The sequence below is a fragment of the Fusibacter sp. genome, from assembly GCF_057447755.1.
The window spans coordinates 1-6,474 of the sequence record NZ_JBVBZF010000202.1 but is presented as its reverse complement, the minus strand read 5'-3'; the positions used below and the strand labels follow the sequence as shown (position 1 = coordinate 6,474).

7 protein-coding genes and 1 other RNA gene are annotated in these 6,474 nt (G+C 37.8%); all 8 read left to right on the top strand.

Annotated elements, in window-relative coordinates; all coding sequences use genetic code 11:
• A partial coding sequence (locus tag AC220I_RS16385) for a xylulokinase (protein ID WP_486724937.1) occupies positions 1-998 on the top strand: 998 nt, incomplete at its 5' end.
• 137 nt (positions 999-1,135) lie between these two features.
• An RNA gene (gene rnpB, locus AC220I_RS16380) (RNase P RNA component class A) lies at positions 1,136-1,472 on the top strand.
• Between the two features lie 306 nt (positions 1,473-1,778).
• Positions 1,779-1,949: a hypothetical protein gene (locus tag AC220I_RS16375; RefSeq protein WP_486724936.1), complete on the top strand. Its 171-nt coding sequence runs from the start codon at positions 1,779-1,781 to the stop codon at positions 1,947-1,949.
• Position 1,950: 1 nt separating this feature from the next.
• Positions 1,951-2,556, top strand: coding sequence for an N-acetyltransferase (locus AC220I_RS16370; protein WP_486724935.1), 606 nt, complete (start codon positions 1,951-1,953; stop codon positions 2,554-2,556).
• Positions 2,557-2,753: 197 nt separating this feature from the next.
• On the top strand, positions 2,754-3,167 hold the full coding sequence (locus AC220I_RS16365; protein ID WP_486724934.1) for a GFA family protein: 414 nt from the start codon (positions 2,754-2,756) through the stop codon (positions 3,165-3,167).
• Between the two features lie 39 nt (positions 3,168-3,206).
• The gene (locus tag AC220I_RS16360; protein ID WP_486724933.1) at positions 3,207-3,653 is read left to right on the top strand and encodes a GNAT family N-acetyltransferase; all 447 of its coding nucleotides are present in this window, start codon (positions 3,207-3,209) and stop codon (positions 3,651-3,653) included.
• A 51-nt stretch (positions 3,654-3,704) separates the two neighbouring features.
• Entirely contained in the window at positions 3,705-4,919 is a 1,215-nt protein-coding gene (gene dpaL, locus AC220I_RS16355) for a diaminopropionate ammonia-lyase (RefSeq protein WP_486724932.1), read from the top strand.
• Positions 4,919-5,845 carry a D-aminoacyl-tRNA deacylase gene (locus AC220I_RS16350; RefSeq protein ID WP_486724931.1) on the top strand — a complete coding sequence of 309 codons (927 nt, stop codon included), beginning with the start codon at positions 4,919-4,921 and terminating at the stop codon, positions 5,843-5,845. The genes dpaL and AC220I_RS16350 overlap by 1 nt, the downstream gene beginning before the upstream one ends.
• Positions 5,846-6,474: the final 629 nt, after the last annotated feature.

Sequence of the window (6,474 nt, the reverse complement as noted above, 5' to 3'; positions counted from 1 at the left end):
TGGCTTATATGCTCAGTGGCGTCTTTGCAACAGACTATGCGGATGCATCAGGAACACTTTATCTTGATGTTGAAAATAAAAAATGGTCCAAAGAAATGCTTGAAATTTTAGGGCTTTCAGAGAATCAACTGCCAAAATTATATGAAGCATACCACCCAATTGGCCTCTTGAAGCCAGAAATTTCTAGTAAGCTTGGTCTTTTAAATGATGTTAAAATCATCATCGGTAGTGGCGACCAAGCCTGTGCGGCAGTGGGCGGTGGTGTCGTGGAAAATGGCAAATGCTCAATTTCTCTTGGTACATCAGGCGTTGTCTTTATAAACTCTGAAACCTTCCAAAAAGATCCAAACAACGGTCTCCATGCTTTCTGTCATGCAAACGGCAAATATCACCTTATGGGTTGTATGCTCTCTGCAGCAGGTGCACTTAAGTGGTGGGTGGAAGAGGCTCTTAAAACAAACGCTTTTAATGACCTTTTAGAAAGCGCATCGCACGTAGCCATTGATAACGGCCTATATTTCTTACCATATTTAATGGGCGAGAGAAGCCCTCATAATGACGCAGATGCGAGAGGTGTATTTTGGGGTCTCAACATGACTCACGATCAAGCCTCTATGACCAGAGCTGTACTTGAAGGCGTCACTTTTGGACTTAGAGATTCATTTGAAATATTTAGTGCTTTAAACCAACCTGTTGAAGAAATTCGAATCAATGGTGGTGGTGCACAAAATGAGTTTTGGTGTCAAATGATTGCAGATGCTTTAAACACAAAGGTTGTAAAGCTTGAAACGGATGCGGGTCCTGCATATGGTGCTGCTATACTGGCAGCAGTTGGACAAGGTGTGTTTGAATCTGTGGAGGTTGCCTGTAAGGCACTCATTAAAACAGAAGCTTCATATGTCCCAAATCCTTCAAATGTAGCACTCTACAATAAAAAGTATGGGTCATTTGCTAAATTATATCCAAACCTCAAAAAACTTTTTAAAGAGATGAAATAGCATTTTGCGCCTCTTCTGAGTTAATATAGAAACTCCCCCAAAATTATCGCATCTACCTGATCGCAGTATTAAGTAGATGCGATAAATGTTTTTATTCAATGTATTGCAAATTCACGATTTATGCTATATAATGTGTTAGAGTAAATCAGACAATCGCGTGCTTTGGCATGAGGAAAGTCCGAGCTCCATAGAGCAGGGTGCTGGGTAATCCCCAGTGGAGGCGACTCCAAGGAAAGTGCAACAGAAATAGACCGCCTCTTTTTAGAGGTAAGGATGGAAAGGCGAGGTAAGAGCTCACCAGCGCATAGGCGACTATGTGGCTCTGTAAACCCCACCTGGAGCAAGACCAAGTTAGGGTATAAAAAGGATGCTGCTCGTATCCCCCAGTGGTAGGTCGCTTGAACGTATTGGTAACACTACGTCTAGATAGATGATTGTCTAATACAGAACTCGGCTTATAGATTTACTCGCTACATAGTTAAAAACACCACCAATTGGGTGGTGTTTTTTTTAAAATTAACATTTTAAGTCAATAATGAATAAATTATTATAATATGCTATATCAACTGTTTAAGGCATTATTAAGCCATTTCTCAAAATATCTTAAAATGTTAAATAAATCTAATAGATGTTGAAATATAAAGAAAAAAGAGGTAGACTATGTTATATGATACTCAATTACATCAAGAAACTTTTTCTATATGCCGATATATTTAATGAAGTGAATTATTTAATAATAATTGGGTATCTTAGTAATAACGAATGAAAAGGGTGATAAGTATGGCAACAAGTAGTATTTTAAAAAATATTGATATCAAGGACTCCAAATTAGCGGACCGTTTTATCACAGCTCTTGAACATGCTTCTGAAAGACCTTCAAAAGAAGTTAAAATGTCGAAATCTGTAAAAAGTATTTCAAAAGATAAAATCAAATCTATATTTGGAGAATAGTATGGATGGTTATAATATATTCGATTTAGATGATATGATAAGTGAACTTGGGGAGGATAGAGTCAAATCTATGCTCCTTGATTTTTATTGTCCACATAACAAAGATGTTGAAGATTTCATACATAGAAAAGCAATTGAATTCTCGAAGCAAGGTCTAGCCAAAACGCAACTGGTCTATACCTCATTTAAAAAGAAACCCGTTCTAATTGGATATTTTGCACTGAGTAATAAAGTAATTGTAAGCCATATGAAAGCTTTGTCAAAAACAAAACGTGGCAGATTGGCAAAATTCTGTAAGTTTGACAAGACAACGAAAACTTATACATTACCAGCAATTCTACTTGCACAATTTGGCAAAAATTATAAAGATGAGTATAACAAACTTATAACAGGAGATGAACTTTTAAAAATTGCTCTTGATCGCGTTAAACTAGCTCAAAGTATAATCGGAGGTAAAATTGTTTTCTTAGAATGCGATGATGTAGAATACATAACCCAGTTTTATTCAAAAAACGGATTCTTCAATTTTGGCGAAAGATATTTGGAAAAGGAAGAAAAAGACCTTTTTTCATCTGACTATCTTATTCAAATGCTAAAGTACATATAAAATAATAGTTTAATAGCTCTTTGCGTTTATAACGCAGAGGGCTATTTTAATTTCGGTTATTAATTAATCAACAAAATATGACGTGCATAAGATAAACAAATTTCATTTCCTATATTATGAGTTTGTCCTTAAATTAGTATTTATAGTATAATAGTTACAAAGTAACCGTCAATTTATCATAAAGGAGGTTTTCACCATTGGAATATTTAGGTTCGTGCTTATGCAAGGCTGTAAAGTTTAAAGTTATTGGCGAGTTCAATCATTTTTACTTGTGTCACTGCAAATATTGTCGTAAGGATTCAGGCTCCTCACATGCGGCAAATTTGTTTTCTACACAAGCTGAATTAATTTGGTTAAGTGGTGAAGAAAATGTGAGAAGATTTGAGCTGGAAAATACAAATCACGTAAGAGGCTTTTGTAATATCTGCGGCGCTGCACTTCCTAATTTACAAATGAATGGGGCCATATTGGTGGTACCAGCAGGTAGTTTAGACAGCAAATTAGATAAAAAACCAGATGGCCATATCTTTATGTCCAACAAAGCGAACTGGGATGAGTCCCTAGAGAAAGTTCTTACATATGAACGTTTTCCAACAAATCAAACTGAATAGGTCATTAGAAAAAATATAAGGATTGGAGAGCATAAAATTATGAAATATTTAGACATAAAAATAGAAAACATCGATCTCATTGAGACCCTTTGGGAAAAAAATAGAGCCTATCATGAAGCCTTGTCGGAGTATTTTAGTCATGAATATGAGTTATTATGCTTTGGTGATCGGATGAAAAAGTTTAGAGCGATGGATGAAAATCTCTATAAGATTACAGTTTGTCAAGATCATGAAAACATCATCGGCTACTGCATTTCTACCATAAAGGATGGTGTTGGTGAAGTTGAATCCATCCATGTTGATGCTACAAAAAGAGGCAGGGGTATTGGTGAGGCTCTGGTAAGTTCACATCTTCAGTGGATGCGAGAAATTGCGTGTACAAGAATTGGCGTTACAGTATCCCAAGAAAATGCTGCTACTATTGGCTTTTATCGAAAATTAGGATTTTATCCAAACACCTTGTACATGCAGCAACAAAGAGACTAGCGTCAGAAAAAACACATAAAGACCACATATAGACCATCAGGAGGCACAAACATGGAAAAATATCGAATATCAGTTGTCGACAGTAACCATACTGACTACCAAATGGAATCAAGAGCCAGTACAAAAGCCCTAAGTCCTTCCGCTCTGGAAAACGTCTACAATTTTCACAAGAGCTTTAAAACCTATCACGCCACACCACTACATAGCCTTAAAGCCTTATCTGAGGCCTTAGGTGTGAAGGCAGTACTGGTGAAGGATGAATCCTATCGCTTCGGACTTAATGCCTTTAAGGTTTTAGGGGGTTCCTATGCAATTGCAAAATATATTGTCACCACCTTAGGTTTAAAGGAAGAAGATATGACCTTTGATTTAATCACATCTGATGAAATTGCTAAGCGTCTTGGTGATGTCACCTTCGTCACTGCCACTGATGGTAATCACGGTCGCGGGATTGCATGGGCAGCAAATCAACTTGGTCAAAAGTCTGTTGTTTTCATGCCAAAAGGATCATCAGAAATAAGGCTACAGAATATCCGAAACGAAGGTGCCCTGGCAGAAATACTGGATGTCAACTACGATGATGCTGTGCGATTTGCCAAGCAATATGCGGATGAAAACAAGGGGGTTTTTATTCAAGATACTGCTTGGGAGGGGTATGAAGAAATTCCAACGTGGATTATGCAGGGCTATTCAACACTCGCTCAAGAAGCCGTTGAACAAATGAAACTAATGTCTATAGATAAACCAACTCACGTGTTTCTTCAAGCAGGGGTAGGGTCATTCGCAAGTAGTGTTCTAGGCTATATGGTAAGCCTTTATGGACAATCTCACCCAAGCTTCACCATACTTGAACCTGATCAGGCCGCTTGCATTTATGAATCAGCTAAAGCTGGGGATGGGTTACCACACGCCGTTCATGGGGATTTACAGACCATAATGGCAGGCTTAGCATGTGGAGAACCAAGTACAATCTCTTGGGTATTATTGAGAGATTATGCCGATTTATACGCCGCTTGCTCTGATGATGTATCCGAACTTGGAATGCGAATCTTAGGCAATCCACTGTTGGGGGATCCCAGCATTATATCAGGTGAGTCCGGGGCCATTGGCATGGGCTTCTTAAAATTGATTATGCATAGTGATCAGTACAGAGCAATTAGAGACAAATTGCACTTAAACGAAAAATCAATCATACTATTAATTAACACTGAAGGAGATACCGATCCTGAAAACTACAGGAAAATCGTATGGGGGGATATAGTCTAATGAAAACAGCAGCCTATTTTTTATGTGTAGATTCAAAACTGGATCAAGTAGCACCACAGGTCATGGAAATGATTCAAAACACACATGAGTTAACCGAACTTGACTGGATGGTTGATGGCTATCCAGTACTGGAACATATTGATGAAAACAACAACCGAATACTATTTATACGCACCCGCGTTGTCCTTTGCCAAGACCATGAGTTATATATGCCCATACTAGAAGCTCTCAAAGAAGCTGTGATCATCGGGATGGTCAACTGGCACGGGGGTTCAAATGCTCCAGATAAAATATTAGCCATCCACACCGTTGGAGACGTTTCATCTGCCAATTTTCTCATCAGTAAACCAATTTATGCCACAAACATCGCAAGAGCCCTGGAAGAATATCGTCAAGAGGGCTCATTAGACGACTTCAGTGTGACCACAGAAGCAACTCATTGGTCAGGAGTCGTCTACGGTGGAAACGTGGAGTGGTTGAACCATGTTAACGTACCCTTAATCGATATCGAAATCGGCAGTACGAGTGAAAGCTATCATAATAAAGAAGCAATATCTGTCATATCAAAAGCCATCATGGCAGTCTTTAATAATGAAAAGAAGCTTCCAAATGTACTCTATATCGGTGGTATGCACTTTGAAGATACCATAACAAATGCAGTACTTCATCCAACGCATCCTGTATCTTTAACACATATTCTACCAACACGCTGGGTTGAAAACGAATTGTACACAGAGGACGAGGGCCTCACAAATCTGAAAAAATGCATCGCCTCAATCGAATCTGGAATAGACGCCTTTGTCATCCATGAAAAGCTAAAAAAACCCAACAAAGATGCCATCAGAGCACTAGCAGATGAACTCGGCATCCCAATCATTAATCGCAAAGCACTAAAAACACCTGAGAACACCATTCTATATGGGTAAGTAACTTCTAAAAACACTACGAGGTATGTAGTGTTTTCCTCGTCTGTAAGCATAAATGTCATTTATTATATGGTCATGTATTTCAATGTAAAATAGTGCATATCTTACAATTTATAGTATAATAAGTAGAGAGTATTTAAATAACTGAAACTTCTTATTTTTAATAGTGAAAGCGGGAGGTTCGGGAATACTGTAGTTAAGCGACATGGGGAGTTTGTTAGTGTAATCAGAGTAAAATTTAAATCATATAGAATTAAACTATTAGGTTTGGTTCAACAAGTGTTGACGCTATCTAGGTGCAAACTTGAACTAGGTCTATACAATTATTCGATTGAGCAAACATGAGACTGACAGGTTGTCATCTCAATAGGGACGACTAAGAAATCCAGTTAGGCATTATCTTTTTGAAGTTAGTTGATAGGTTTCAAATCTGTTTGAATCTCAGTCTGTTTTTTATTAATTGGAGGTCTAATGGTTTATTTTTAGATACGGGATTAGGGACTTGGTTAATACATAATTTTATTAGGCACAGAAGTCTGGCTTTCTTAGATCAGCAATTATGGCTAATTAAGTTATGGTTTCAAACGGATAGAAAACATATCACGTCGCCTAACACGACATTTTCCGCC